General features: G+C 72.9%; 25 protein-coding genes. 13 read left to right on the forward strand and 12 right to left on the reverse strand.

The window, feature by feature from the left end; translation table 11 throughout:
- Positions 1–514 precede the first annotated feature (514 nt).
- From ACWCXC_RS09290 to ACWCXC_RS09300, 3 genes are all read right to left on the reverse strand, one after another.
- Entirely contained in the window at positions 515–2,323 is a 1,809-nt protein-coding gene (locus tag ACWCXC_RS09290) for a glycosyltransferase (RefSeq protein ID WP_450887724.1), read from the reverse strand.
- Between the two features lie 189 nt (positions 2,324–2,512).
- Entirely contained in the window at positions 2,513–3,898 is a 1,386-nt protein-coding gene (locus ACWCXC_RS09295; RefSeq protein WP_450887726.1) for a DUF3152 domain-containing protein, read from the reverse strand.
- Positions 3,883–4,848, reverse strand: a complete 966-nt coding sequence (locus tag ACWCXC_RS09300; protein WP_450685203.1) for an alpha/beta fold hydrolase — start codon at positions 4,846–4,848, stop codon at positions 3,883–3,885. The genes ACWCXC_RS09295 and ACWCXC_RS09300 overlap by 16 nt, the downstream gene beginning before the upstream one ends.
- 170 nt (positions 4,849–5,018) lie before the next feature.
- Here ACWCXC_RS09300 and ACWCXC_RS09305 point away from each other — a divergent pair, with 170 nt between their 5' ends.
- The 4 genes from ACWCXC_RS09305 (at position 5,019) to ACWCXC_RS09320 (ending at position 6,995) form a co-directional block, all read left to right on the forward strand.
- Entirely contained in the window at positions 5,019–5,234 is a 216-nt protein-coding gene (locus ACWCXC_RS09305; protein ID WP_450685204.1) for a hypothetical protein, read from the forward strand.
- 168 nt (positions 5,235–5,402) lie between these two features.
- Positions 5,403–6,044, forward strand: a complete 642-nt coding sequence (locus ACWCXC_RS09310; protein WP_383634702.1) for a TetR/AcrR family transcriptional regulator — start codon at positions 5,403–5,405, stop codon at positions 6,042–6,044.
- Positions 6,045–6,174: 130 nt separating this feature from the next.
- Positions 6,175–6,402 carry a DUF3107 domain-containing protein gene (locus ACWCXC_RS09315; RefSeq protein ID WP_450685205.1) on the forward strand — a complete coding sequence of 76 codons (228 nt, stop codon included), beginning with the start codon at positions 6,175–6,177 and terminating at the stop codon, positions 6,400–6,402.
- A gap of 323 nt (positions 6,403–6,725) precedes the next feature.
- Positions 6,726–6,995, forward strand: coding sequence for a hypothetical protein (locus ACWCXC_RS09320; RefSeq protein ID WP_450685206.1), 270 nt, complete (start codon positions 6,726–6,728; stop codon positions 6,993–6,995).
- Positions 6,996–7,088: 93 nt separating this feature from the next.
- On the opposite strand, the gene ACWCXC_RS09325 is transcribed toward ACWCXC_RS09320, so the two are convergent.
- Positions 7,089–7,823, reverse strand: coding sequence for a ferritin-like fold-containing protein (locus ACWCXC_RS09325; RefSeq protein WP_383634696.1), 735 nt, complete (start codon positions 7,821–7,823; stop codon positions 7,089–7,091).
- Between the two features lie 445 nt (positions 7,824–8,268).
- On the opposite strand from ACWCXC_RS09325, the gene ACWCXC_RS09330 reads away from it, so the two are divergent.
- On the forward strand, positions 8,269–10,206 hold the full coding sequence (locus ACWCXC_RS09330) for a DEAD/DEAH box helicase (protein WP_450685223.1): 1,938 nt from the start codon (positions 8,269–8,271) through the stop codon (positions 10,204–10,206).
- A gap of 207 nt (positions 10,207–10,413) precedes the next feature.
- Positions 10,414–11,259, forward strand: a complete 846-nt coding sequence (locus tag ACWCXC_RS09335; RefSeq protein WP_450887730.1) for an alpha/beta fold hydrolase — start codon at positions 10,414–10,416, stop codon at positions 11,257–11,259.
- Positions 11,260–11,284: 25 nt separating this feature from the next.
- Here the strand turns inward: ACWCXC_RS09335 and ACWCXC_RS09340 are convergent, their stop codons facing one another.
- Positions 11,285–12,172: an NYN domain-containing protein gene (locus ACWCXC_RS09340; RefSeq protein ID WP_450685208.1), complete on the reverse strand. Its 888-nt coding sequence runs from the start codon at positions 12,170–12,172 to the stop codon at positions 11,285–11,287.
- Positions 12,173–12,392: 220 nt separating this feature from the next.
- On the opposite strand from ACWCXC_RS09340, the gene ACWCXC_RS09345 reads away from it, so the two are divergent.
- The gene (locus ACWCXC_RS09345) at positions 12,393–12,545 is read left to right on the forward strand and encodes a hypothetical protein (protein WP_450685209.1); all 153 of its coding nucleotides are present in this window, start codon (positions 12,393–12,395) and stop codon (positions 12,543–12,545) included.
- A 74-nt stretch (positions 12,546–12,619) separates the two neighbouring features.
- On the opposite strand, the gene ACWCXC_RS09350 is transcribed toward ACWCXC_RS09345, so the two are convergent.
- The 3 genes from ACWCXC_RS09350 to ACWCXC_RS09360 form a co-directional block, all read right to left on the reverse strand.
- Positions 12,620–13,225, reverse strand: a complete 606-nt coding sequence (locus ACWCXC_RS09350) for a MarC family protein (RefSeq protein ID WP_450685210.1) — start codon at positions 13,223–13,225, stop codon at positions 12,620–12,622.
- A 147-nt stretch (positions 13,226–13,372) separates the two neighbouring features.
- The gene (locus ACWCXC_RS09355) at positions 13,373–14,239 is read right to left on the reverse strand and encodes a PHP domain-containing protein (RefSeq protein ID WP_450887732.1); all 867 of its coding nucleotides are present in this window, start codon (positions 14,237–14,239) and stop codon (positions 13,373–13,375) included.
- 75 nt (positions 14,240–14,314) lie between these two features.
- Positions 14,315–14,959, reverse strand: coding sequence for a DUF6758 family protein (locus ACWCXC_RS09360; RefSeq protein ID WP_450685212.1), 645 nt, complete (start codon positions 14,957–14,959; stop codon positions 14,315–14,317).
- 156 nt (positions 14,960–15,115) lie between these two features.
- Between ACWCXC_RS09360 and ACWCXC_RS09365 the strand changes: the two genes are divergently transcribed.
- Complete coding sequence (locus ACWCXC_RS09365; RefSeq protein ID WP_450685213.1) at positions 15,116–16,348, forward strand: MFS transporter; 1,233 nt, start codon at positions 15,116–15,118, stop codon at positions 16,346–16,348.
- Positions 16,349–16,510: 162 nt separating this feature from the next.
- Here ACWCXC_RS09365 and ACWCXC_RS09370 read toward each other — a convergent pair whose 3' ends face one another.
- Complete coding sequence (locus tag ACWCXC_RS09370; RefSeq protein WP_450685214.1) at positions 16,511–17,095, reverse strand: suppressor of fused domain protein; 585 nt, start codon at positions 17,093–17,095, stop codon at positions 16,511–16,513.
- A 407-nt stretch (positions 17,096–17,502) separates the two neighbouring features.
- Here ACWCXC_RS09370 and ACWCXC_RS09375 point away from each other — a divergent pair, with 407 nt between their 5' ends.
- The gene (locus ACWCXC_RS09375; protein ID WP_450685215.1) at positions 17,503–18,624 is read left to right on the forward strand and encodes a magnesium and cobalt transport protein CorA; all 1,122 of its coding nucleotides are present in this window, start codon (positions 17,503–17,505) and stop codon (positions 18,622–18,624) included.
- A gap of 45 nt (positions 18,625–18,669) precedes the next feature.
- Positions 18,670–19,188, forward strand: coding sequence for a hypothetical protein (locus tag ACWCXC_RS09380; RefSeq protein ID WP_450685216.1), 519 nt, complete (start codon positions 18,670–18,672; stop codon positions 19,186–19,188).
- Positions 19,189–19,195: 7 nt separating this feature from the next.
- On the opposite strand, the gene ACWCXC_RS09385 is transcribed toward ACWCXC_RS09380, so the two are convergent.
- Positions 19,196–19,960 carry a hypothetical protein gene (locus tag ACWCXC_RS09385; protein WP_450685217.1) on the reverse strand — a complete coding sequence of 255 codons (765 nt, stop codon included), beginning with the start codon at positions 19,958–19,960 and terminating at the stop codon, positions 19,196–19,198.
- Positions 19,961–20,171: 211 nt separating this feature from the next.
- On the opposite strand from ACWCXC_RS09385, the gene ACWCXC_RS09390 reads away from it, so the two are divergent.
- Genes ACWCXC_RS09390 through ACWCXC_RS09400 form a run of 3 tightly spaced genes read left to right on the forward strand, consistent with a single transcriptional unit; the run spans position 20,172 to position 23,168 of the window.
- Positions 20,172–21,446: a magnesium transporter MgtE N-terminal domain-containing protein gene (locus ACWCXC_RS09390; protein WP_450685218.1), complete on the forward strand. Its 1,275-nt coding sequence runs from the start codon at positions 20,172–20,174 to the stop codon at positions 21,444–21,446.
- Positions 21,436–21,990 (forward strand): DUF1003 domain-containing protein, encoded by a 555-nt coding sequence (locus ACWCXC_RS09395; RefSeq protein ID WP_450685219.1) that lies wholly within the window; start codon positions 21,436–21,438, stop codon positions 21,988–21,990. The genes ACWCXC_RS09390 and ACWCXC_RS09395 overlap by 11 nt, the downstream gene beginning before the upstream one ends.
- Positions 21,991–22,034: 44 nt before the next feature.
- Positions 22,035–23,168: an Mrp/NBP35 family ATP-binding protein gene (locus tag ACWCXC_RS09400; protein ID WP_450887737.1), complete on the forward strand. Its 1,134-nt coding sequence runs from the start codon at positions 22,035–22,037 to the stop codon at positions 23,166–23,168.
- A gap of 69 nt (positions 23,169–23,237) precedes the next feature.
- On the opposite strand, the gene ACWCXC_RS09405 is transcribed toward ACWCXC_RS09400, so the two are convergent.
- Positions 23,238–23,894 carry a hypothetical protein gene (locus ACWCXC_RS09405; protein WP_450887739.1) on the reverse strand — a complete coding sequence of 219 codons (657 nt, stop codon included), beginning with the start codon at positions 23,892–23,894 and terminating at the stop codon, positions 23,238–23,240.
- Between the two features lie 117 nt (positions 23,895–24,011).
- Positions 24,012–24,494, reverse strand: coding sequence for a sec-independent translocase (locus ACWCXC_RS09410; RefSeq protein WP_450685222.1), 483 nt, complete (start codon positions 24,492–24,494; stop codon positions 24,012–24,014).
- Positions 24,495–24,561 lie beyond the last annotated feature (67 nt).

Consider the following 24,561-nt stretch of genomic DNA (forward strand, 5'->3'; position numbering starts at 1 on the left):
AGTGGTTCCGGCCGGGCGCGAGGCCCGGGTCTCGTCGGCATGGGCGTGGGCTCCGGATTCACCGTCGGCATCGGCGTCGGCTTCACCACCGGCGGGCTCATCCGCCTCGGCGGCCTCGGCCTCGTCCGCGGCCGGGACCGCACCCGCCGGCCCCCCGCCGCTCGGCTCCGGGGCGGGCCCCGCCGGGTCCGGCGCGGCGGTGTGCGACGCGAGGGCTCCGCCGGTCCCGGGTGCCGAGACTCCGCCGGTCCCGGGTGCGGGGGCCGTGGGGTCTTCGTCGCATGCCCAGGCCGGTTCCGAGAGGTCGGCGAGGTCCGCGACGAGCGTGCCGGCGGCCGCACCGCCCGAGCGGTGCTCGCCGTTGGTGCTGGTCATCGGGGTGCCGAGCGGTTCGGGCACCTCGGTCGGGCGGCCCATCGTCGTTCCTCCGCGCTTGTCGCCGGGGGCCTCGCACGCTCCGGGTGCGCGGGCCGGTCCCGGTCGGTCCGTACGGCCGGACGCGGCCGTCTCCTGGTCACACATCGCCGTCACCCGCCCCGCGCGCCCCAGCTCCGACGCCCTGACCGGCCCAGCTCGGGATCCGGTCGTCCGGCTCCCCGTGGCGCGGCGCGTCGTCCGGCGGCCACAGCCCGAGGACATGGGCCTCCGGCGGGGTGGCGAAGGGGCGCGGCTCCGTGTCGTCCACGGGCCCGGGGGCTCGGCGCATCGGCGCCCGCGCGATCAGCTCCAGGTAGATGCCGCGAAAGGCCGCGAGGTTCTGTTCGACGGTGAAGAGTTCGAGTGCGCGGGCGCGCGCGGCGGCGCCCAGGCGCGCACGGCGCTCGGGGTCGCGCAGCAGCGCCAGACAGGCGTCCGCGAGCGCCCGGGGGTTGCGCGGCGGCACCACCAGTCCCGTACCGCCGATCACCTCGACGACCGCGCCGACGTCCGTGGACACCGTGGCCCGGCCGCAGAACATGGCCTCGACCAGGCTGATCGGGAAGCCCTCGACCACGCTGGACAGGACCACCACCCCGCCCGCGCCGTAGGCCCGCGCGAGGTCGGGGACCTCGGCGTCACCGATCTCCTCGAAGGAGACGGGGCCGTCCCCCACGGTGTGGGCGTCGGCCGCCTCGTCGGGGAAGAGCTGCTCGGCCAGGGCCCGGCACCGGGCGAGATAGCCGGCGCCCTCCGTCCCCTGCGCCGCCGCGCCGATGATCCGCAGCCGGGCGCCGGGCTCGGCCCGGCGCACCTCGGCGAACGCGTGCAGCAGACCGAGCAGGTCCTTGGCGGGTTCGATCCGGCCGACCCAGACCAGCGTGTCCGGGCCGCCGTCGTCCTCGCGCTCGCCGAGCGCCGCGAAGCGGGCGGACTCCATCCCCGGGTAGACGGTGCGCACCTTGGCCGGATCGGCGCCGCAGCGCTCCTGCCAGCGGCGGGCGTGGGTGTTGCCGGGGGTGATGAGCGCGGCCTGCCGGTAGACCTCGGTGGCGAGCCTGCCGTGGAAGGTGGCGAGGAGCGCGCGCACCGGCGCGCTCAGGGGCGCGCCGCCGGCCGCGAGGTAGTGCGCCCGGAGCCGCACGGCGTACTCGGTGACCAGGAGCGGCACCCCGAAGAAGCGTTTGGCCAGCAGCCCCGGGAGTGCGGCGACGCCGCCGGAGGCGGCGTGGCAGAGGTCGACGGCGCCGAGGCCCTCGTCGTCGTACCAGTCGAGGGACAGGGGGCGCAGCGCGCGGTCGAGTTCGGCGGCGAAGGCGAGGAGGTCGGGCACGGTGGCGGTCTGGACGGTGCGTCCGGTGCCCGGGGCGCGGCTGGCGGTCTCCAGGATCCGCAGGGCGGTCTCGGAACGCAGGGCGGTGGGCAGTCCGCCGTGCTCCCAGGCCAGTTCGGCCAGTCCGTAGAGCCCCTCGGTGAACAGCGCGTCCGCGAGTCCCCGCGCCACCGGGTCCGCGTCGGGGGTCCCCGGTCCGCCCTCGCGCCCGTCGCCGGTGGGGGCGGCCACGCAGACCGCGGTGGCGAGGGAGGTGAAGTGGGTGGTGAAGCGCCGGCGTTCGCGCCGCCCGTACGTCCGTGCGCTGCCGCCGCCCAGCACACGGGCCACAAGCCCCCGGGGGGCGTGCAGTCCGAGGGTGTCCTCGTCGGCGGTCCACAGGGGGGCGGTGCGGACGCGGCCGACCTGCTCGGGGAGCCGGACCCAGCCCTGGGCCTCCTGCTCGGCGGAACGGCTCAGCGCGAAGAGGTCGAACTCGTGTTGCGCGAGACCGCGCACCAGGCGGTCGCACCAGAGTCTGGACTCACCGGACGCGTACGGATAACCACCATCGGTGAGCAGTCCGATCCGCACGAGTGCACCCCCGATCTCCCTTGTGGGCGGCCGCCGTTGGTTCGGCGACTCACAGCGGGACGACCGTAAGCGGATACGCCGGTGGTGCGACGGACGGTTGTCCGTCGCACCACCGAAAGGGGTGAACCGGCGTAACTTTCCCGCCCTGATGGCGTTTAGCCGCGCTGGAGAGGGTTCCCGGAGGCTCAGTCAGTCCCGGGGGTACACCCAGGGGTTGGGGCGGCACTCGATGCCGTCGATGTCGAGCGACTTGGTCTGCTGCTGCATCACCGGCGCGAGCGCGCCCGGCGTCCGGCAGCTCACGTGGTTGTGGCCGAGCCGGTGGCCCACCTCGTGGTTGATCAGCATCTGGCGGTAGGCGAAGAGCTTGTCCGGCCCGAAGGTGGACGAGCCCTGGGCCCAGCGATAGGCGTTGATCATCACGCGCTCGGTGGCCGCCGAGTCGCAGGAGACGTTGTCCTCGGTGGTGTCCAGCCCCGATTTGCGGCACCAGTCCGCGGTGGTGCCGGGGCTGGCGAGCGTGATGACGAAGTCCGCGTCCTTGGTGGAGACCCGTTCGAAGGTCATGGCTCCGTCGTGGGCCCAGCTCCGGTCGTCGTTGAGCGTCTTCTGGACGGCGTCCGCGAAGAGCGCCGCGTCGAGGCCGAGGCCCTTCTCGACGTCGATCCGGTAGCGGTGCACCTGACCCTTGCCGGGGGCCTTCGCCCGGCCGGGGACCGTCTCGAACGTCCCCGGGCCCTCCAGCTTCGCCGCCAGCGGGTAAGGCTTGGCCATTTTCTGTTCATACGTGAGGGGCTTGGACGCCACGCTCTCGGGGTCCGGGGTGTTGCGGGTGTCGGAACGGGAGGCGTCGCCCGACCCGTCCCGGTCCACGCCCGCGGCCCGCGCCTCTCCGCTCCGGCCGCCGGTGGCGTCCTGGGCGACCTGGCCGGCCACGACGACCGCGAGCACGGTGGTCACGGCGGCCGCCGCGATGCCGGTGAAGGTCCGGCCCCGGCCGGACCTGGCCGTCCTGCCGGACGCGCCGTCGCCCTCCGGCGGACGCTCGCCCCCCGCGGTGACCGAGCGGTACGGATCGGCCGGGGGCACCGCGTCCCCGCGCGCCACGTTCCCGCGCGCCGCGTCCCCGCGCACCGCGTCCTCGCGCGGCGCGGGTGCCGCCCGCGGACCGTCGAACGCCTCGACGAACTCCCTGCGCGGACCCGGTATCAGCGGCTTGGCCGGGCCGTCCGGCGACCGGGCCCCGTCGGGTGCCGGGGGCCGGACGTCCGTGCCGGGACCCCCGTGCGGCGGAGCGGGCCGCTCTCCGTACCGGGCGAGGGGACCGGTGCCCCAGCCGCCGCCGGGCTCACGGTGCTCGGGATGGCCGCCGCGCACCTCGGACCCGGACCGGAACGGGTCGAAGTCCTCGTCGGAAGGGGTGCCGCCGGGCCGTCGGCGCCGGCCGCTGCCGGCGGGCGGACCGCCGCCGGGCACCGCTTCCGGGTTCGCCGCGGCGGGCCCGGTCCCGGGCGCCTCGGGCCCAGGGCCCCTTCGACTGTGTCGTCCCACGCCCCGGATCAGCTCCCGCCGCATTCGTCGAGCAGTTCCCGGAACGCCTGGGCGACCGCCTCCGGGTACTCCATCATCGCCACGTGCCCGGCGTCGGGCAGTGTCAGCAGTCGCGCGTCGCGGAAGGCCGCGGACGCCCTGCGTGCCATCCGGTACGAGACGAGCCGGTCCCGTCCGCCGTACACCAGTTGGGTCGGGGCCAGCACCCGCTCCGCCTGTCGCCAGAGCCCGTGCTGTCCGCCCAGGGTGTACGCGTCGACGATGCCACGTGCCGAGCGCGCCATCGCGTCCCAGAAGTACGGCAGCGCCAGCCGCCGCTCCATTTCGGCCACCGCGTCGCGGAAGCCCGCCGCGGAGACGCGCGCCGGATCGCCGTAACAGAGTGCCATGACTCCGCGGGTGCGGTCCTCCGCGCTCCAGTCCCGGGTCATCCGGGCGAACAGGGAGACGATTCCCGGGACCGCGAGCAGTCCGGTCGGCACGGCCGACCACTGGACGCGGATCTCGGGGAGGGCGGGCGAGACGAGGGTGAGGGTGCGGACCAGATCGGGGCGGACCGCCGCGACCCGGGTGGCCACCGCGCCGCCCAGCGAGTTGCCGAAGAGGTGGACGGGGCCGCGTCCGCCCGCGTCCAGCAGCCGGATCACCGCCCGCGCGTGCCCGGTGACCGAGTAGTTGCCGTCGTCCGGCGGCGGGGAGTCCCCGAAGCCGGGCAGGTCGACGGCCTCGCAGTCCAGCACGTCCTGGAGCAGCGGCATCAGCGCCGACCAGTTCTGCGAGGAGCCGCCGAGGCCGTGGACGAAGAGGGCCGGGGGCAGTCCGGGCCGGTCCGGCCGCCGCGAACGAAGGGTCAGCGTCAGTCCGGGGAGGGTGACGGAACGCAGCGCCTCGCCCTCCGCGACCTTGACGGTGCTCACCGTGGGGGACACCGCCGCGGCGGCGCCGCGGACTCCCGGCAGCTCGGTCGAAGACATGCGGCAATGTTACGAGACGATCACACCGGGGTTCATGTGTTCGCCGTCACAGCGTTCGCACCGTCCGGGACGGGTGACGCCGTTCCCCTCCGCGCCGGAACTCCGGGCAGAGCCTAGGCTCGAAGCTGAGGACCGAAGCGAGGACCCGACGCGAGGAAAGGGAGCGCTCCATGACGGCCGACCCCAACGACCCGGACACCTTCGCGGACGTACAGCCGGACGAACCGGACCGGGAGACCCCCGAGGCGGACGCCGCCGAACAGCAGGCGGAGCTGAGTCCGCAGGACGACGAACCGCTGACGGACGTGGCCCGGGACGAGGCCAACGAGGCGGACGCGGCGGAGCAGGCCCGGGTCGTCACACAGGACGAGGACGATTACCGCTGAAACGTCCCGCTATGCGGCGGAGGCCGGGGAATCTGCGGCTACCGCCGACGTCCGGTCCGTGAAATTCTGCGTCCGCGCCGCGCATACCCGGGTTACCCAAAAGTACGATGACGGTATGGCGCAGCGTGCACCGAACTGCTGGGTCCGAACACAATTCTGGGAGGCGGCGTGACAGCCATCGAGCAGACCGAGGCGGCGCGCCCGAGGGGCACCCGCCTGCCCCGCCGCGCGCGACGCAATCAGCTGCTGGGCGCCGCGCAGGAGGTCTTCGTCGCGCAGGGCTACCACTCCGCGGCCATGGACGACATCGCGGAACGGGCCGGGGTCAGCAAGCCGGTCCTCTACCAGCACTTCCCGGGCAAGCTGGAGCTCTATCTGGCCCTGCTCGACCAGCACTGCGAGTCCCTGCTCCACGCCGTGCGCACGGCGCTGGCCTCGACCACGGACAACAAGCTGCGCGTCGCCGCGACGATGGACGCCTACTTCGCGTACGTCGAGGACGAGGGCGGGGCGTTCCGGCTGGTCTTCGAGTCGGACCTGACCAACGAGCCGGCCGTCCGTGAGCGGGTCGACCGGGTCTCCCTCCAGTGCGCCGAGGCGATCTCGGACGTGATCGCCGGGGACACGGGGCTGTCCAAGGACGAGTCCATGCTGCTCGCGGTCGGTCTCGGCGGGGTCTCCCAGGTGGTCGCCCGCTACTGGCTCTCCAGCCGGTCGGCGATTCCGCGCGATACGGCGGTCCAGCTGCTCACCTCGCTGGCCTGGCGGGGCATCGCGGGCTTCCCGCTGCACGGCATCGAACAGCACTGACCGGCGCCCTGCGCGCCTGTTCGCTGCGGGCGTGGCCCGCCGGGCCCTGTCCCGTCCCCTCAGCGGGCTAATGTGTCCTGCGTACGGCGCGGCTCACCGCGCAGGGACTGACCGTCGGAGGGACATAGCCGTGGAGGTCAAGATCGGGGTGCAGCACACGCCCCGGGAGATCGTTCTGGAGAGCGGGCTTTCCGCCGCAGAGGTCGAGAGCGCGGTGTCCGAGGCGCTGACCGGCAAGGCGCAGCTGCTCAGCCTCACGGACGACAAGGGCCGGAAGGTTCTCGTGCCGGCCGACCGGATCGCCTACGTGGAGATCGGCGAGCCCAGCACCCGACGGGTGGGGTTCGGCGCGCTGTAGCGCGCCCGGACGCAGACCGCGGGAGCGGCCCGGTGGGAATCCCACCGGGCCGCTCTGCGTATCCCGGACCGCTCTGCGTATCCCGGGTCGCCCTGCGTATCCCGGGTCGCCCTGCGTATCCCGGGTCGCCCTGCGTATCCCGGGTCGCCCTGCGTATCCCGGACCGCTCTGCGTTTCTCCGGCGCTCCGGGGCCGAGCCCGGAGGCTCCCCGTTCCTGTGCGTCGGCTGGGCGAAGCCTGTCCGGGGAGGGTTGCGTTCCGCCGCCCGGGGGTAGGACGGCCTCGACCGAAGTGCCCGGCCCGCGTCTGCGAGGTGACCGTCCGTGATCCTGGAAACCCTGGGCTCCGTCGTGCTCGGGCTCGTGCTGTCCTGGGCCGCGCTGCGCGGCTTCTCGCCGCGGCTGCCGTCCCGTCGCGCCGTGCTGGCGACCGGTGCGCTGGGGGCGCTGTTCGGCGCCTACCTCACGCATTCGGTGCTCGGCCCGGGGCATGCGGCGGCGACCCTGGTGGGTTCGGTGCTGATCTCCGCGGTGACGCTGTCGCTGCTGCTCAGGCCGCGCAACCGGCGGCTGGGGCGCTCGGCGGCGGTCTGACCCACCGCCGGGCGGTCCGAGCGCGGCGGTCCGACCCGCCGCCGGGCGGTCCGAGGGGGCGCCCGGCCCCCTGCTTCCTCGCCCCGCGCCGCCCTACGCGGCCAGCCCCAGGGCGGCCATCCGCTTGGTGTGCGCCTCGGTGATCCGGGAGAACATCCGGCCGACCTCGGCGAGGTCGAAACCGTCCGCGACCCCGCCCACCAGCATGGTGGAGAGCGCGTCGCGGTCGGCGACCACGCGCTGGGCCTGGGACAGCGCCTCGCCCATGAGCCGGCGGGCCCAGAGCGCGAGCCGGCCGCCGACCCTCGGGTCCTCCTCGATCGCGGCCCGCACCTTCTCCACGGCGAAGTTGCCGTGGCCGGTGTCGTCGAGCACGGCGAGGACGAGCGAGCGGGTGTCCGAGTCGAGCCGGACGGCGACCTCGCGGTAGAAGTCGCTGGCGATCGAGTCGCCGACGTACGCCTTGACCAGGCCCTCCAGCCAGTCCGACGGCGCGGTCTGGCGGTGGAAGTCGTCCAGCGCCCGGGCGAACGGCTCCATGGCGCCGGTCGGCTCGACCTCGATGGCGGTCAGCCGGTCGGTCAGCCGCTCGAAGTGGTGGAACTCCGCGGACGCCATCTTCGCCAGGGCCGCCTTGTCGGCCAGGGTCGGCGCCAGCTTCGCGTCCTCCGCGAGCCGCTCGAACGCCGCCAGCTCCCCGTAGGCGAGGGCGCCCAGCAGGTCGACGACGGCGGCCCGGTACTGAGGCTCCGCGGAGGCGGTGGCCCAGTCCTGGTCGGCGACTCTGGTGGATGCGGGTGCGTCAGTGGCGTTGTCAGGCGTCTCCATGGACCGCAGAATAGCCCGCCCCGCCGGGGGTGGAAGGGCACGGCCGCCGCCTCGCCCTCCACGCTCCCGACGAATTCACCCAACACAGATGCGCGAATCCGGGGTACAGTGGTAATGCGCTTACTGAGCACTTTGCATCTGCTCGTTGCGCGAAATTGAATGAGGATGCCCGGTCGGTGGCCCGATCGGCTCCGACCCGACAGCCCTCCACGCGGTGTGTGCGACACGCACGGCCGCAGATGAGGGGCCCCCTCAGCGGCACGAGCGCTCGAGCGACGGCAGTGGTCCCGCGCCACCCGGCCCCACGGCCGGATGACCAACCCCGGCACGGTACGACCCCCTTCGTTCGCCTCGGACCGCGTTTCACAGAAGAGGCAGCACCCTGACTACGTTCCGAGACCTCGGGATTCTTTCCGAGACGGCCGAGGCCCTTGAGGCCGTCGGCATCACGTCCCCGTTCCCCATCCAGGAGCTCACGCTCCCCGTCGCCCTCTCCGGCTCCGACGTCATCGGCCAGGCCAAGACCGGCACCGGCAAGACGCTCGGCTTCGGCCTTCCGCTGCTGGAGCGCGTCACCGTCCTCGCCGATGTCGAGGCGGGCCGCGCGCGGCCCGAGGAGCTGACGGACTCCCCCCAGGCGCTCATCGTCGTTCCCACCCGCGAGCTGTGCCAGCAGGTCACCAACGACCTGCTGACCGCCGGCAAGGTGCGCAACGTGCGCGTGCTGGCGATCTACGGCGGCCGGGCGTACGAACCCCAGGTCGAGGCCCTGAAGAAGGGCGTCGATGTGATCGTCGGCACCCCGGGCCGGCTCCTCGACCTCGCGGGCCAGCGCAAGCTGGACCTCTCCAAGGTCCGCGCGCTCGTCCTCGACGAGGCCGACGAGATGCTGGACCTGGGCTTCCTGCCCGACGTCGAGCGCATCATCACGATGCTGCCGGCCAAGCGCCAGACGATGCTGTTCTCGGCCACCATGCCGGGCGCGGTCATCTCGCTGGCCCGCCGATACATGTCGCAGCCGACGCACATCAACGCCACCTCGCCCGACGACGAGGGCACGACCGTCAAGAACACGGCGCAGTACGTCTACCGCGCCCACTCGATGGACAAGCCCGAGATGGTCTCGCGCATCCTCCAGGCCAAGGGCCGCGGACTCGCGATGATCTTCTGCCGCACCAAGCGCACCGCCGCGGACATCGCCGAGCAGTTGGAGAAGCGCGGCTTCGCCTCCGGCGCCGTCCACGGCGACCTCGGCCAGGGCGCCCGCGAGCAGGCGCTGCGCGCCTTCCGCAACGGCAAGGTCGATGTGCTGGTCTGCACCGACGTCGCCGCTCGCGGCATCGACGTCGAGGGCGTCACGCACGTCATCAACTACCAGTCCCCCGAGGACGAGAAGACCTATCTGCACCGGATCGGCCGCACCGGCCGCGCGGGTGCCAAGGGCATCGCGATCACGCTGGTCGACTGGGACGACATCCCGCGCTGGCAGCTGATCAACAAGGCCCTGGACCTGAACTTCCCGGACCCGGCCGAGACGTACTCCACCTCCCCGCACCTCTACGAGGACCTGGACATCCCGGCCGGCACCAAGGGCGTCCTGCCCCGTGCCGAGCGGACCCGTGCCGGTCTGAAGGCCGAGGAGATCGAGGACCTGGGCGAGACGGGCGGCCGGGGCCGCCGGTCGGCTCCCGCGCCCGCGACCCGCGAGGAGCGCGCCCCGCGCACCCCGCGCCAGCGCCGGCGCACCCGGGGCGGTGCCGCCCTGGGCGAGGACGCCGCGACGGTGCCCGCACCGGCCGCCGAGGCCGTGGAGGCCCCCGCCGCCGACGCTCCGGCCGAGCCGCGCACGCCGCGCCGCCGCCGTCGCGGCCGGCTGTCCGCCGCCGAGGCGGCCGAGGTCGCCGAGACCGCCGCCGCGAGCGCGGTGGCCGTGGCCGAGGCTCCGGTTGCGGAGGCCGAGCCGGAGGCGGAGGCCGCGCCGAGGAAGCGCACCCGCACCCGGGCCGCCAAGCCCGAGGTCGTCATCGACACCGAGGCGGAGACGGTGGCCGAGGCCGCGCCGCGCCGCCGCCGCACCCGGGCGGCCAAGCCGGCCGGGGAGGCGGAGTTCCAGACCGCCCCCGTGGCCGAGCCCGTGGCCGAGGCGCCGACGGTGACCAAGCCGCGCCGCCGCCGGGTGATCAAGCCCGCCGAGGACGAGGTCGACTTCCAGATCGCGCCGATCGCGGAGCCCGAGCCGGAGTCCCGGCCGCGCCGCCGCACCCGTGCGGCCGCCAAGCCGAAGACGTCGGCCGTGGCGGAGGCTCCGGCCGCCGCCGAGGGCGAGGCCAAGCCGCGCCGCCGACGCTCGCCGCGCACCACCGCTGCGAAGACCGAGGGCTGAGCGCACCACGCGTGACAGCCGGACGGGCCCGGGGATCGTTTCCCCCCGGGCCCGTCCGGCGTTTCCGGGCCCGTCCGGCGTTTCCGGGGCCGAGCCGCGACGGCCCCGGACGCGACTCCGCCGCCGCGCAGCCCCGGGGCGCCGCACCCCGCTGCCGGATCCGGCCCGCTCCGGCCCGATCGGGAGGAAAGGCCCTAACCTCGTGCCATGAGCAGGCCACCGACCTTCACCCCGCCCCCCTGCGCCCGCCCCCGTGCCCTGCGCACCGCGCGCGGGGACTTCGCCGTCCTGGACGCCGTACCGGACGGGGAGCCGCGCGGCACCGTCCTCATGCTGCCCGGCTACACCGGCAGCAAGGAGGACTTCATCGCCCTCCTGGAACCGCTCGCCGACGCGGGCTATCGCGCGGTGGCCGTCGACGGGCGGGGCCAGTACGAGACGGAGGGGCCGGACCGCCCGGAGGCGTACGCGCAGGAGGAACTGGCCCGGGACGTGCTGGCCCAGGCCGCCGCGCTCGGCGTCGGCGCGGGCGGGGTGGATCTGCTGGGCCATTCGCTCGGCGGACAGATCGCGCGGGCGGCCGTGCTGCTGGACCGCGCGCCGTTCCGTTCGCTGACCCTGATGTCGTCCGGGCCGGCCGAGGTCGTCGAGGCCCAGCAGATCAAGGTGAAGATCCTGGGCGACGCGCTGGCCACCATGACCATGGACGACGTCTGGGCGGCGATGCGCGCCTTCGACCCACCGGCCGAGGCGGAGACGGGCGGCGAGGACCTGCGGCGGCGCTGGCTGCGCCACCGCCCCGAGCAGTTGATCGCCACCGGACGGCAGCTGGCGACCGAGCCGGACCGGGTGTCCGAGCTGGCCGCCACCGGACTGCCCGTCCATGTGATCTCCGGCGAGAGCGACGACGTGTGGCCGGTGCCGCTGCTGGACGCGATGGCCGCACGCCTCGGCGCGCACCGGACCAGGATCGCGGGCGCCGAGCACTCCCCCAACACCGGCCGCCCCGGACCGACCGCCGCCGCGCTCGTCGCCTTCTGGGACGGTCTGTAGGCGGCGGACGGGACGGCCGCGGCGGTCAGTACTGCGCCTGGAGGTGCTGCCAGAAGCCGTCGCGCAGCGCGCGGCGCAGCGGGGCGTGGCCGCGCAGCGAGTGCTGGAGGCGCCGTTCGGCCTCGACGAGGAGGTCCTGGTCGACCGAGCCCGGCAGATAGGGGTGGCCCGGCAGCAGATCGGCGAGGGCCTCCCGGCCCCGGGTGGCGAGCCATTCCGCGGCGATCTGGGCGCCGACGAAGCGGACGGTCTCGCGCGAGGGCGCGGGGGTGTCGTCCTCGAAGGTGGTGACGGGGCGTCTGGTCACGTACGGGCGGCAGAAGTCGAGGTCGAAGGTGCGCTGGCTGTCGACCTCCCAGAGCAGCGGTTCGGCCTGGTTGCGGCCCTCCCCGGCCTCGATGCCCCAGAGGTGGACGCGGGCCCCGTACCCCTGGGCGGCCTCGACGGCCGACACCAGGTCCTCGTCGCCGCCGACCAGGGCGGCGTCGCTGATGGCGCGGTGGCGGGCGAGGGATTCGAGGTCGGTGCGGATGAGGGAGTCGACGCCCTTCTGCTGGTTGTTGGCGTTGAGGTTGCCCAGCCGGACCTTGACGTCGGGGAGTTCGGCGATGGACTGCTGCTCGGGGGTGTGGATCCGCCGCCGGGCGCCGTCGTACCAGTACACGCGCAGCAGCCGGCTGTCGGCGAAGATGGTGCGGGCCTTGTCGATGAACGCCTCGATCAGTCCTTCGGCGTCGAGGTCGAAGGAGCGCCGGTCCTCGGTGCCGGTGACGAGCAGCCCGGCCGCGGCGTAGACATAGCCGGCGTCCACGAAGATCGCGTGGGTCGAGGGGGTCTTCGACACCTCGGCGAGCATCCGCTGGAGCAGGGCGTTGGCGCGGTCCAGGCGCTCGGCGATCCCGTCCTCGTTCATACGGGCCCCGCCGCGGAGGTCGTCGTCCGCGTACAACCGGTTACTCGCTGGTACTTAGACATCCAAAACTTTTCCTTAGCGTAGGGAATGATTGCAGGAGGCAAGTCGTTGTCATCCCATGGGGCGCGAGAGAGCCTTGCCCGCGCCCCACATCCTTGCGGACGGTCAATCCGTCCTCCCAGCAGTTCTCCATCAGGAGGATCAGACGAAGGGAAGCCGTATGCGCTTCGAGATCATGCGACTCGACGATGTCGACGGTACCGCCGTGGACAGCACCGTCGTGGACGCCGCCTCCGTCAAGCGGATCGTGCAGCAGGCCGCCTCCGTGGGCCAGCGCATCTACATCCGCCCGGCCGAAAGCCCGGCTTCGTAACACCGCGATGAAGTAAAGACGAGGCGCCCCCGTACGGAAGGTCCGTGCGGGGGCGCCGTGCTGTCCGGGGCCGGTCAGGCGTCCTGGATGACCTGGGTGACGCCGTTGATGATCTGCTGGACGGCGATGGCGGACAGCATCATGCCGGCGAGCCGGGTGACCAGGACGACGCCGCCGTCCTTGATGACGCGGATGATCAGCAGCGAATAGCGCATGGTCAGCCAGAGCACGAGGTGCATGGCGATGATGGCCGTCCAGACGGAGATCTGACCGGACACGCTGTCCGCGTGCTGCACCGCGAGGATCACCGAGACGATCGCGCCGGGTCCGGCGAGCAGGGGCATGCCGAGGGGGACGAGCGCGACGTTGACGTCCTTGGTCTGGGTCGGCTCGTCGGTCTTGCCGGTCAGCAGATCGAGCGCGATGAGCAGCAGGAGCAGCCCGCCCGCGATCATCAGGGCGGGAACGGAGACATGGAGATAGTCCAGGATCTGCTGGCCGAGCAGGCCGAAGACGGCGATCACGCCGAAGGCGACGGCGACGGCCTGGAGCGCCATCCTGCGCTGCATCCGGGCGGGCCGGCCGGCGGTGAGGGCGAGGAAGATCGGGGTGATCCCGGGCGGATCCATAATCACGAAAAGGGTGAGAAAAAGGGATCCGAAGACAGCGACGTCGAACACGGTGAGCCTTGCGAGGAGAGAGCGGGGGGGTGGGGTGGCGCGCCGACGGCCTCCCGGAGATCGCGGGAGGCGGGGCGGGGCGCGCCGGGCACCGCCCGGCCGTCGCACGGTGGCGCGGACGGGGCGGTACGGGCGGAGCGGGTGCGGTTACGCGGTGGCGGGTCCGCCGGCGCCCGGCACCGGGAAGGCTCCCGTGGCGCGCCGGGTGATCTCGCCGTAGATCTCCGGGTCGGTGGTGCGGGCGCCGAGCGCCACGGTCTTGCGGCTGCCGTGGTAGTCGCTGGACCCGGTGGTCAGCAGGTTCAGCTCGCGGGCGAGGCCGCGCAGCCGGGCCCGGGTGGGCTCGTCGTGGTCGGTGTGGTCGACCTCGATGCCGTCGAGTCCGGCCGCGGCCAGATCGGCGATCGCGGACTCGGGGACGACGGCGCCGCGCTTGACGGCGCCCGGGTGGGCGAGGACGGTGACGCCGCCGGCGGCCTTGACCAGCCGGATCGCCTCGAAGGGGTCCAGTTCGTGCTTCTCGGCGTACGCGCGTCCGCCGTCGGCCAGCCACTGGGGCGTGAAGGCGTCGGAGACGGTCTCGACGACGCCGAGTTCGACGAGGGCGGTGGCGATGTGCGGGCGGCCGACGGAGCCGTCGCCGGCGATCCGGGCGACCTGCTCCCAGGTGACGGGGACGCCCAGCTCCTGGAGCCTGCGGACCATGGTGCGGGCGCGCGGCACCCGGTCGTCGCGCACCAGCTCGCGCTCGCGGGCCAGCTCGGGCTCGTCCGGGTCGAAGAGGTAGGCCAGCATGTGCAGCCCGACGCCGTCGAGGCGGCAGGAGAGCTCGGCGCCGGTGACGAGGGTGAGCCCTTCGGGGAGGGCGGCCAGGGCCTCGGCGTGGCCCCGGACCGTGTCGTGGTCGGTGAGGGCGACGACGTCGAGCCCGGCGGCCGCCGCGTTGCGCACGAGCTCGGCCGGGGTGTCCGTACCGTCGGACGCGGTGGAGTGGGTGTGCAGGTCGATGCGCACGACGCGGACTCCAGTGCTCGCGGGACGGGTGGGGGACGCTCAAGGATAACCGGCGGCCGGACCCGTTCCGGACGGTCAGGGTCCGGTCAGCAGCCGGGGCGTGAGCGCGCCGCAGGGCACCAGGTCGACCTCTCCCCCGGCGTCGCGCAGATCGGTCAGCACCAGCTCGTCGTACATCAGGAGGCCGGACTGCTCGGGCCAGACGATCGCCCAGAGCCAGAGTCCGCGCGCCTCGCCGGCGAAGACGGCCCGGTCGGCGGGGGCGTCCTTGACGTGCCAGAGCGGGGTGGGCCGGCCGGCGGCGAGCAGCTTCACGTCCGGCGGGCCGTCGACGGCCAGACCCGGGCCCGGATCAGGGCCCTCGATCCCCGCGTACCGCGCCCCGAGTCCGACGCCCAGCTCCTCGGCGACGAGCAGCAGCTCCCCGACGCCGCCGAACGGTGCGGGTCCGGAGCAGGCGACGGCGGTGGCCCGGCCGCCGCTGCGGTCGTCCCCGGCGCAGGCGACTCCGGTGAAGAGCCAGCCCACGGGCAGCGGCCAGGGCATCCACACCGGAACGCGGGCGCGGTGCACGACGACGCCGAGCCCTTCGACGCTGGGCGGGATCACCGGCTGCAACGGGTGCACGCTGCCGTGCTCGTCGCACTGCCAGGTGTCGGCAAAGAGACCGGGCGCCCTGACCCGGCCTCCGCACTTCGGGCAACTGGGTTCGCCCCTCATAGCGTCCAACGGTCCTCCCCGGCCGTCGCCGCGTCAAGGACGATCACCCTTCCGCAGCGTGGCTCCCACCTGCGGATTTAGATGTAGCTTGCATTCATTAGGCGCTCTAACTTATTCTGTGCATAACGCATCGATCTAGTGGAGAGCGAGAAGCCCATGCGGGGAGAGGATCCGTTCGACCAGGGAACGGTCAGCATCCTGCGCCAGCCGAAGGCCGTCTGGGCCACGGCGGGCGCATCCGTCGTCGCCTTCATGGGCATCGGTCTGGTGGACCCGATCCTGCCGTCCATCGCGAAGGGCCTGGAGGCGACGCCGAGCCAGGTGTCCCTGCTCTTCACCTCGTACTTCCTGATCACCGCCTTCGCGATGCTGGTCACCGGTTTCGTCTCCAGCCGCATCGGCGGCCGCAAGACGCTGCTGGCCGGTCTCGCCCTGGTCGTGGTCTTCGCCGCGCTCTCCGGCACCTCCTCCTCCGTCGGCGAACTCGTCGGCTTCCGGGCGGGCTGGGGGCTGGGCAACGCGCTGTTCGTCTCGACGGCCCTCGCCGTGATCGTGGGCGCGGCGGCCGGCGGCAGCTCGGCGGCGATCCTGCTGTACGAGTCGGCGCTCGGCCTCGGCATGGCCTGCGGGCCGCTGCTCGGCGCCCTGCTCGGCGACGCCAGCTGGCGCTACCCGTTCTTCGGCACGGCCGCGCTGATGGCGATCGGCTTCGTCTGCATCACGGCGTTCCTGAAGGAGCAGCCCAGGCCCGCCCGCAAGACGTCCCTGCTCGACCCGCTCAAGGCGCTCGGCCACGGCGGACTGGCCTCCGTCGCGAGCTCCGCGTTCTTCTACAACTACGCGTTCTTCACGATCCTGGCGTTCACCCCGTTCGTGCTGAACATGACGCCGTACAAGTCCGGTGCCGTCTTCTTCGCCTGGGGCCTGCTGCTCGCGGTCTTCTCGGTGCTCGTCGCGCCCCGGCTCCAGGAGCGGTTCGGCTCGCTCAAGGTGCTCGGCGCCTCGCTGGTGCTGCTCGCCGCGGACCTGGTGGTCCTCGGATACGGCAGCCACACCGCGGCGATCGTCTGCACCATCGTCTCCGGCGCCTTCATCGGCATGAACAACACCGTCTACACGGAGCTGGCGCTCGGGGTCTCCGACGCCCCGCGCCCGGTGGCCAGCGCGGGCTACAACTTCGTCCGCTGGTTCGCCGCCGCCGCCGCGCCCTACCTCGCCCCGAAGATCGAGGAGTGGAGCGACATCCACATCCCGTTCGTGGTCGCCGCCGTCGCGGCGCTGGTCGGCGCGGCCGTCGTCTGGGTCCGCCGGTCGGCCCTGACCCACGAGGCGCAGGAGCTGGAGCCGCGGCACGCCACCGAGGACGGCGTCACGGTCTTCGCCGACTGACGCGGCCCGGACGGCCCGTCACCCCCGCACCGCCCCGCCCGCGGCTCCCCCTCCTGGCCGCGCGGCGGGGCTTTCGCGTACGGGCGCGGGGCGTCGGCGTACGGGCGCGGGGCGTCGGCGTGCCGCCGGAGGACCGCCCCGTCGCCGTATCTCCTCGGCCCCTCAGTCCAGGGCCACCGAACCCCGCAGCGGGTCGCGCAGGTCCGTGCCGTGCGAGAGCCAGCGCTCCTGGAGTGCCTGGGCCCCGTGCACCCGCTTCCAGGCGGCCTCGTTGGGCGTCATCGGCAGCAGCGGCAGGAAGTGCACCGGATCCCTCCCGCCGCCCGGCTCCAGGTCCTCCACCAGACCGCCCGGCTCCGCGACGAGCACGGAGGTGAACGGCGCCCCGGGCCACAGCGGTTCGCCCACGTCCAGGGAGGCGCCGGGGGCCACGACCACGCCCTCCACCTGGGGCGAGGCGGCCAGCACGGCGAGCTTGCGCAGCACCTGGTCGGTGTCGGCGAGGCCGAACCGGACCGAGAGGACCAGTTCCGCGCGCGGGCCCTTGACCGGATCGGCGACGACGGCCGTCGGATCGGCCATCGGCTGGGCGGACATGCCGAGGGTGGCGTACCTCACCACGTCCCCGTCGATGAAGCGGAGAACCTCGATCCGGTCCGTCCCGAGAAACGTCACTGCCGCACGTGCGTCCGGTTCACCCAGGGCCGTCCGCAGACGTGCCTCGACCAGCGCAAGAATTTCTGCCATGCGGCGAGCATAGGTCGCGTATGGAACGGGCAAAGTAAGGGATTGACCCTGGAGCGGCTGCTAGCCTGGGGTCCGGTCGGGACAGCACGCAGAAGCGTCGCTCTCAGTCCCGGCCCAACGTCATCCCCCACGGGGGACCGACCGGAGGAGGTGGGGCTGCGGTGGATCCAAGTCGACCGTGCAGTACCAGCCGCTCTTCCGCTCGGCACTTTTCTTCTGTGATCTGACGCCCACCCGGTCCGGACCACCGGCTTGTCGCGCGACGGAAGAGCACTCCCTTTCTGCCTGTCTGTAGCGAACGCCGTCGTCGTGCCCGCACGGTGCCGCCCGCTTTGCGGACGTGAGCCCACGTCCCCATTCCGGGCTGTGCCAGGCCTGCCCGACGGCCCTCCGTGAAGGAGTCAGCCATGTCGATGATCCGTGACCTTCGCGCCGTGGTGCGCCCGTCCCTGCGCAAGCCCGCCACCCTGCACAACGCCTACGACACCACCCGCGACCCGTCCGCCTCCAGCGCCGTCGTCGACTGCGCGGTCTACCGCGACGGCCGCCGCCTCACCGACGGGGACGGCACCTGCCGCACCCCGCACGAGGCGATGCTCCGCGTCCGGGAGAAGGGCGGCTTCGCCTGGATCGGCCTGCACGAGCCGACCGAGGAGGAATTCGCGGGCATCGCCCGGGAGTTCGGGCTGCACCCGCTCGCCGTCGAGGACGCCGTCCACGCCCACCAGCGGCCGAAGCTGGAGCGCTACGACGACACGCTGTTCACCGTCTTCAAGACGATCCACTACGTCGAGCACACCGAACTCACCGCCACCAGCGAGGTCGTGGAGACCGGCGAGGTGATGTGCTTCACCGGCCGGGACTTCGTCATCACCGTCCGGCACGGCGGCCACGGTTCGCTGCGCGCGCTGCGCCACCGGCTCCAGGACGACCCCGAGCTGCTCGCCAAGGGCCCCTCCGCGGTGCTGCACTCCATCGCCGACCACGTCGTCGACGGTTACATCGCGGTGGCCTCCGCCGTCCAGGACGACATCGACGAGGTGGAGATCGAGGTCTTCTCCACCCCGGACAAGGGCAGCCCGCGCGGCTCCGACGCGGGACGGATCTACCAGCTCAAGCGCGAGGTGCTGGAGTTCAAGCGGGCCGTCTCGCCGCTGCTGCGCCCCATGCAGCTCCTCAGCGAGCGGCCGATGCGGCTCATCGACCCGGACATCCAGAAGTACTTCCGGGACGTCGCCGACCACCTGGTCCGGGTGCAGGAGGAGGTCATCGGCTTCGACGAACTGCTGAACTCGATCCTCCAGGCCAATCTGGCGCAGGCGACGGTCGCGCAGAACGAGGACATGCGCAAGATCACCTCCTGGGCGGCGATCGTCGCCGTGCCGACGATGATCTGCGGCGTCTACGGGATGAACTTCAAGCACATGCCCGAGCTGGGCTGGAAGTACGGCTACCCGATGGTCATGGGCTTCATCGGGGTGGTCTGTTTCTCCATCCACCGCATGCTCAAGCGCAACGGCTGGCTCTGACGCACCGTTGCCCCGGGGCCCCGTACCGGCCGTAAGCTCTGCCCCATGACTGCTGCTGACGCGCTGCTGGGACCGGCCCTCGTCGAGGAGGCCACCAAGAAGTCGGGCCTCATCTGGGTGCGCGGCACCGGCCCCGCGCGGGCCCTGTGGCACGTGTGGCACGAGGGAGCCGCGCATCTGGTCGGCGACGGCCCCGGCGAGCAGCCCTTCCCGGCCGGGCTCACCGACGGCGCCACCGCCGAGGTGACCGTCCGCTCCAAGGACAAGGGCGGCCGCCTGGTCGCCTGGTCCGCCTCGGTGACCCAGCTCGTGCCGGACTCCGAGGAGTGGCGGGCCGCCGTCGACGAGCTGAAGGGCAAGCGGCTCAACGCGCCCGACGCGGAGCGGATGCCGGAGCGCTGGGCGCGCGAGTGCCGGATCCTCCGGCTCACCCCGCTGGACGCGCGCACGGAGCCGCCCGCCGGCTCCGGGGCGGCGGCCCCGCTGCCGACGACGGCGACCACCCGGCTGCCGGTCCCGGCCGGTCTGCCGCGTCTGCTGAAGCGGTCGCTGCGCCGCCCCTGATCCGGGGCTACGAGGACGTCTTGGGCAGCTGCCTGCCGTAGTCGACGGTGTCGTCCTCGGCCGGGGGCGCGAGCGGGAAGTCCTTGCCCCAGTCGGCCAGGGTGACCACGCCCCCGCCGCCGCCCCGGGCGAAGCTCAGCGGGTACGGCGTGCCCTCCAGCGAGACGTCCAGCGCCCCGCCCTCGCCCTTGCCGCCCAGGATCCGGATGGTCCGCACCGAGCCGACCGTGCCCCGGTCCCCCTTGCCGACCGTGCCGTGCAGCGTGAGCATCCCGTCGAGCAGCACCTTCTTGTCGGTGAAACCGCGCAGCTGCTCGTAGGTGGGATCGTCCTCGGGGACCTTGACGTACTTGCCCCGCAGCTTGTCGGCGGCGGCGCCCCCCGCGTGGCTCGTCTTCCCGTCGTCCTCGTGGTTCCAGAAGCCCGCTCCGGCCTTCAGATAGAGCTGGTCACCGATCCGCAGCAGCTCGAAGGTGCTCTTCTTGGAGGTGACGGAGCCCGCGCCGCCCTTGTCCTTGAGCTTCATGTCGATGCGGTACGTCCCGCCCTTGCTGACCAGCGTCCCGGCCAGCCGCACGGCGTCCGCGGCGTCCGCTGCGGTGCGCGCCTTCTCCTCGATCTGCGGCCCGGTCAGCTTGGCGACGCCGTTGGTCCCCTTGTCCGGGTCCTCGCCCGCACAGGCGGTCAGGGCCGGCCCCAGCCCCGCGCAGAGCAGCACGGCGAGGACGGCGGTCCGGCGGCGGGCCCGGACGGGCCGGACGGAAGAGGTCACGGGCGCACTGCCTCTCAGCTGCGTGGCGGGGGTGGCAGACGGCAGCGTACCCGTGCCGCCGGCGGGGCCCGCGCAGAGCCGTACGGACCGCTCGCCGGGGCGGGCCGCGACGGTACGGGCTAGCCTGATCACGTCGTACACGTGCAGGAACGGCCGGACCGCGGCCCCAAGCCGCCGGTCGCGGCCCGGCGGTGACCGAGGAGGCGCACCCATGGCACCAGGCACGCCCCGGGTCTTCGTCTCCCATCTCTCCGGCGTTCCGGTCTTCGACCCCAACGGCGACCAGGTGGGGCGCGTCCGCGATCTGGTGGCGATGCTCCGCGTCGGCGGCCGGCCGCCGAGGCTGCTGGGCATGGTGGTCGAGGTGGTGAGCCGGCGGCGGATCTTCCTGCCGATGACCCGGGTGACCGGCGTCGAGTCGGGGCAGGTCATCACCACCGGTGTGGTCAACATGCGCCGCTTCGAACAGCGGCCCACCGAACGCCTGGTGCTCGGCGAGTTCCTGGACCGGCGGGTCAGCCTGGTGGAGACCGGCGAGGAGGTCACCATCCTGGACGTGGCCATCCAGCAGCTGCCGGCCCGCCGCGACTGGGAGATCGACAAGTACTTCGTCCGCAAGGGCCGGGGCGGGGCGCTGCGCCGCAAGGGCGAGACGTTGACCGTCGAGTGGTCGGCCGTGCGCGGCTTCTCCCTGGAGGAGCACGGGCAGGGCGCGGAGTCGCTGGTCGCGACGTTCGAGAAGCTGCGCCCCACCGACGTGGCCAACGCCCTGCACCACCTCACCCCCAAGCGCCGGGCGGAGGTCGCCGCCGCCCTGGACGACGACCGCCTCGCCGACGTCCTGGAGGAGCTGCCCGAGGACGACCAGGTGGAGATCATCGGCAAGCTGAAGGAGGAACGCGCTGCCGACGTCCTGGAGGCCATGGACCCCGACGACGCGGCCGATCTGCTCTCCGGGCTGCCCGAGGCGGACAAGGAGCGGCTGCTCACGCTGATGCGCCCGGACGAGGCGGCCGATGTGCGGCGCCTGATGTCGTACGAGGAGCGGACGGCGGGCGGTCTGATGACGACCGAGCCGATCATCCTGCGCCCGGACGCGACGGTGGCCGACGCGCTGGCCCGGGTCCGCCAGTCCGACCTGTCCCCCTCGCTGGCCGCGCAGGTCTACGTCTGCCGGTCGCCCGACGAGACGCCCACCGGCAAGTACCTGGGCACGGTGCACTTCCAGCGGCTGCTGCGCGACCCTCCGTTCACGCTGGTCAGTTCGCTCGTGGACAGCGATCTGGTGGCGCTGTCCCCCGAGACCCCGCTGTCGGTGGTGACCAGCTATCTGGCCGCGTACAACCTGGTCTCGGTGCCCGTGGTGGACGAGAGCGGTTCGCTGCTCGGTGCCGTGACCGTCGACGACGTCCTGGACCACCTGCTGCCCGACGACTGGCGGGAGACGGACTTCCACGGCCGCGAGGGGGTGCTCCATGGCCGGTGAGGACCGGGCGAGGGCGTCGAACGGCTCGACGGCGCTGAGCCGGGGCCCGAGGGCCCGGCTGGACCTGCCGAAGGCGCCGCGCCGTCGGCTGCTGCCGGAGTACGACCCCGAGGCGTTCGGCCGGTTCTCGGAGCGCATCGCGCGCTTCCTGGGCACCGGACGGTTCATCGTCTGGATGACGCTGATCATCATCGTCTGGGTGGTGTGGAACGTCTTCGCGCCCGACCGTCTGCGCTTCGACGAGTACCCGTTCATCTTCCTGACGCTGATGCTCTCGCTCCAGGCGTCGTACGCGGCCCCGCTGATCCTGCTGGCGCAGAACCGGCAGGACGACCGCGACCGGGTCACCCACGAGCAGGACCGCAAGCAGAACGAGCGCTCCATCGCCGACACCGAGTACCTGACCAGGGAGATCGCCGCGCTGCGGATGGGCCTGGGCGAGGTGGCCACCCGCGACTGGATCCGGTCCGAGCTGGAGGACCTGATGAGGGAGCTGGAGGACCGGCGCGCCCTGGTCGCCGCCGAGAGTGACGAAGACCGCTGACCGGGCTACTCGCCCATCGTGCGGGGCGCCGTACCATCGTCCGTATGGCTACGGAAGACGCGGTGCTTGAGGCACTGGCGACAGTGAACGACCCGGAGATCCACCGCCCGATCACCGAGCTGGGCATGGTGAAATCGGTCGAGATCGATCCTGACGGTGTGGTCGCTGTCACGGTGTATCTGACCGTCTCCGGCTGTCCGATGCGCGAGACGATCACGGCGAACGTGAGGGACGCGGTGGCCCGCGTCGAGGGCGTCTCGCGGGTCGAGGTCACGCTCGACGTGATGAGCGACGACCAGCGCAAGGAGCTGGCGGCCTCGCTGCGCGGCGGCACCGCCGAGCGCGAGGTGCCGTTCGCCAAGCCCGGTTCGCTGACCCGGGTGTACGCGGTCGCCTCCGGCAAGGGCGGCGTCGGCAAGTCCTCGGTGACGGTGAACCTGGCGGCCGCGATGGCCGCCGACGGCCTCAAGGTCGGCGTCGTGGACGCGGACATCTACGGGCACAGCGTGCCCCGGATGCTCGGCGTGGACGGGAAGCCCACCCAGGTCGAGAACATGATCATGCCGCCGTCCTCGCACGGGGTGAAGGTCATCTCCATCGGCATGTTCACCCCGGGCAACGCCCCGGTCGTCTGGCGCGGCCCGATGCTGCACCGCGCGCTCCAGCAGTTCCTGGCCGATGTGTACTGGGGCGACCTGGACGTGCTGCTGCTGGACCTGCCGCCGGGCACCGGCGACATCGCGATCTCCGTCGCCCAGCTGGTGCCGAACGCGGAGATCCTGGTCGTCACGACCCCGCAGCAGGCCGCGGCCGAGGTGGCCGAGCGGGCCGGTTCGATCGCCGTGCAGACCCATCAGAAGATCGTCGGTGTCGTCGAGAACATGTCGGGCATGCCGTGCCCGCACTGCGACGAGATGGTCGACGTCTTCGGCTCCGGCGGCGGTGCCAAGGTGGCCGAGGGGCTGACCCGCACGGTCGGCGCCGAGGTGCCGGTGCTCGGCGCGATCCCGATCGACGTGCGGCTGCGCGAGGGCGGCGACGAGGGCAAGCCCGTCGTGCTGTCCGACCCCGACTCCCCGGCCGGCAAGGCCCTGCGCACCATCGCGCAGAGGCTGGGCGGCCGTCAGCGCGGCCTGTCCGGCATGTCGCTGGGCATCACCCCGCGCAACAAGTTCTGAGCCGCGCCCCGACGCGCCAGAGGCCGGAAGCCCGAGGGCTTCCGGCCTCTTCCGTGCGACGCGGCGGTCCTACGCGTACGAGGTGATGTCCTCGATCGCCGAGAACCCGAGCCCGTAGGCGCTCATGCCGCGCCCGTAGGCGCCGATGTGCACGCCCTGCGCGGATCCGGCGAGCACCCAGCCGAACTCGGACTCGCGGTAGTGGAAGGGCACCGGCACCCCGTCGACCGGCAGGGACAGCACCGACCAGGCGGGGCCCTCCAGATCGTCGGCGAGCTCGAACGCCGTCTCGGTCTGCTGCGCCAGCCAGTCGTCGCGCAGGCTGTGGTCCAGCTGCGGGGGCCAGGTGTAGGCCAGCAGTCCGGAGCCGGCCAGCCAGGCGGCGGAGGAGACCGTGGTCGCCTCCAGGACCCCGGTGCCGTCGCCGCTGCGCCGCACGGGGCTGCTGGCGACGGTCACGACCGCCGCGAAACGCTGCCGGTCCGCGCCGGCCTCGCCGCGCACGGAGGGCTCCTCGCCGTGGCCGGTGGAGCCGTGCTGCACCGTGCCGTCCGCGGCGGTGCCGACCTGCATCAGCCAGCGGGGGCCGGTGAAGGCCTCGTCCAGTCCGTACCAGGGGAACGGTGCCCGCAGATAGCCGTCGACCGCGAGCCGGGCCTCCGGCACCCCTTCCGCCGTGGCTGTGTCCGGCGCGTCCTCCGCGCCCACCCGACTCGTCGTCTCCATCTGCCCGGCCGCCTCCTCGATCGTCAGGTCCGGAGCGGCCCGCCCCCCGCGGGCGTCCACACCACCGGACAGATGGAGAATAGCGACAGCGTCCGAACGAGCCGGGATTGACCGGGGTCAGGTGGCGTCGGCGTCGAACGGCGGGCGGTCGTCCTTGGCCGGCTGTTCGCGCTTCTTCAGCAGGTCGGGGGCGCCCGGGGAGCCGTTGGCCGCCGTGACCGGGGCCGCGCTCGCGCCCGACACGCCGCTCTTCGCCTCGACGGACGCCGTCTCGCGGCCGTTCACCGCGTCGGCGACCTCGGTGATCTCCTTGCGGAGGTCGAAGCTCTCGCGGATCTCCTTGAGCCCCAGGTCGTCGTCGCCGTCCATGAGCTGCTTGCGGACGAACGTCTTGGGGTTGAGGTCCTCGAACTCGAAGTCCTTGAACTCCGGGCCGAGCTCCGAGCGGATGTCCTCCTTGGCGCTCTCCGAGAACTCACGGATCTTGCGGATGAAGCGCGAGGCGTCCTGGATGACCTTGGGGAGCTTGTCCGGGCCGAAGACGAGCACGCCGATGACGGCGAGCGTGACCAGCTCAAGTGGGCCTATGTCATTGAACACCTTGCGGCTCCTCGTGTTCTCCGCGACCAGGTCGGATGAGGTCCGGACACGCCACACGGTACCCGGC

Source organism: Streptomyces sp. NPDC001515 (genome assembly GCF_053597115.1).

What these genes read in the sequence shown, in the direction of transcription:
- ACWCXC_RS09295 (WP_450887726.1), bottom strand. Translation starts at nt 3,898, where the DNA reads ATGCGGCGGGAGCTGATCCGGGGCGTGGGACGACACAGTCGAAGGGGC.
- ACWCXC_RS09300 (WP_450685203.1), bottom strand. Translation starts at nt 4,848, where the DNA reads ATGTCTTCGACCGAGCTGCCGGGAGTCCGCGGCGCCGCCGCGGCGGTG.
- ACWCXC_RS09305 (WP_450685204.1), top strand. Translation starts at nt 5,019, where the DNA reads ATGACGGCCGACCCCAACGACCCGGACACCTTCGCGGACGTACAGCCG.
- ACWCXC_RS09325 (WP_383634696.1), bottom strand. Translation starts at nt 7,823, where the DNA reads ATGGAGACGCCTGACAACGCCACTGACGCACCCGCATCCACCAGAGTC.
- ACWCXC_RS09335 (WP_450887730.1), top strand. Translation starts at nt 10,414, where the DNA reads ATGAGCAGGCCACCGACCTTCACCCCGCCCCCCTGCGCCCGCCCCCGT.
- ACWCXC_RS09340 (WP_450685208.1), bottom strand. Translation starts at nt 12,172, where the DNA reads ATGAACGAGGACGGGATCGCCGAGCGCCTGGACCGCGCCAACGCCCTG.
- ACWCXC_RS09345 (WP_450685209.1), top strand. Translation starts at nt 12,393, where the DNA reads ATGCGCTTCGAGATCATGCGACTCGACGATGTCGACGGTACCGCCGTG.
- ACWCXC_RS09360 (WP_450685212.1), bottom strand. Translation starts at nt 14,959, where the DNA reads ATGAGGGGCGAACCCAGTTGCCCGAAGTGCGGAGGCCGGGTCAGGGCG.
- ACWCXC_RS09365 (WP_450685213.1), top strand. Translation starts at nt 15,116, where the DNA reads ATGCGGGGAGAGGATCCGTTCGACCAGGGAACGGTCAGCATCCTGCGC.
- ACWCXC_RS09370 (WP_450685214.1), bottom strand. Translation starts at nt 17,095, where the DNA reads ATGGCAGAAATTCTTGCGCTGGTCGAGGCACGTCTGCGGACGGCCCTG.
- ACWCXC_RS09375 (WP_450685215.1), top strand. Translation starts at nt 17,503, where the DNA reads ATGTCGATGATCCGTGACCTTCGCGCCGTGGTGCGCCCGTCCCTGCGC.
- ACWCXC_RS09380 (WP_450685216.1), top strand. Translation starts at nt 18,670, where the DNA reads ATGACTGCTGCTGACGCGCTGCTGGGACCGGCCCTCGTCGAGGAGGCC.
- ACWCXC_RS09390 (WP_450685218.1), top strand. Translation starts at nt 20,172, where the DNA reads ATGGCACCAGGCACGCCCCGGGTCTTCGTCTCCCATCTCTCCGGCGTT.
- ACWCXC_RS09395 (WP_450685219.1), top strand. Translation starts at nt 21,436, where the DNA reads ATGGCCGGTGAGGACCGGGCGAGGGCGTCGAACGGCTCGACGGCGCTG.
- ACWCXC_RS09400 (WP_450887737.1), top strand. Translation starts at nt 22,035, where the DNA reads ATGGCTACGGAAGACGCGGTGCTTGAGGCACTGGCGACAGTGAACGAC.
- ACWCXC_RS09405 (WP_450887739.1), bottom strand. Translation starts at nt 23,894, where the DNA reads ATGGAGACGACGAGTCGGGTGGGCGCGGAGGACGCGCCGGACACAGCC.